The organism is Embleya hyalina (genome assembly GCF_003967355.1).
Taxonomy (GTDB): Bacteria; Actinomycetota; Actinomycetes; order Streptomycetales; family Streptomycetaceae; genus Embleya; species Embleya hyalina.
The window spans coordinates 1-575 of record NZ_BIFH01000010.1 but is presented as its reverse complement, the minus strand read 5'-3'; the positions used below and the strand labels follow the sequence as shown (position 1 = coordinate 575).

1 protein-coding gene is annotated in these 575 nt (G+C 74.3%); it reads left to right on the top strand.

Annotation, left to right across the window (positions count from 1 at the left end):
- Positions 1–24: 24 nt before the first annotated feature.
- Positions 25–575, top strand: a 551-nt coding sequence (locus tag EMA17_RS00050; RefSeq protein ID WP_148112323.1) for an AMP-binding protein, incomplete at its 3' end; no start/stop codon positions are given.

Here is a 575-nt window from a genome sequence, read left to right as displayed (position 1 = left end):
CCTCTGGCCTCTCCGGGAGCGATCATGCAAGGGGACCTCGAGTGGGGCAGCATTCCTGCTCTCGTCGACAGCGCGGCGGACCGCTTCGGTGACCGTGAGGCCGTGGTGGACGGCAATGTACGGGTCACCTACACCGAACTGCGGGACCGCGTCCGGCGCGCCGCGGCCGCCGCCATCGCGGCCGGCGTCCGCAAGGGCGACCGGGTCGGCGTGTGGGCGCCGAACTCGCCGGACTGGATCGTGGCCGCGCTCGGCGCGCTCACCGCCGGCGGCGTCGTGGTGCCGATGAACACCCGGTACAAGGGCGCCGAGGCCCGGTACGTGCTGGCCAGGACGCACGCCAGGCTGCTGTTCGTCTCGGGCACGTTCCTCGGCTCGTCCTACGTCGGGATGTTGCGGCAGGCCGCGGGCGGCGCCGCCGAGGGCCGGCCGTTCGCCGACCTGCCGGACCTGGACCGGGTGGTCGTACTCGCGGACACCGCGCCGGACGACTGCCTCCCCTGGGCCGACTTCCTCGCCGGCGGCGACCGGATCACCGCCGCCGAGATCGACGCCCGCAAGGACGGCGTGACCCC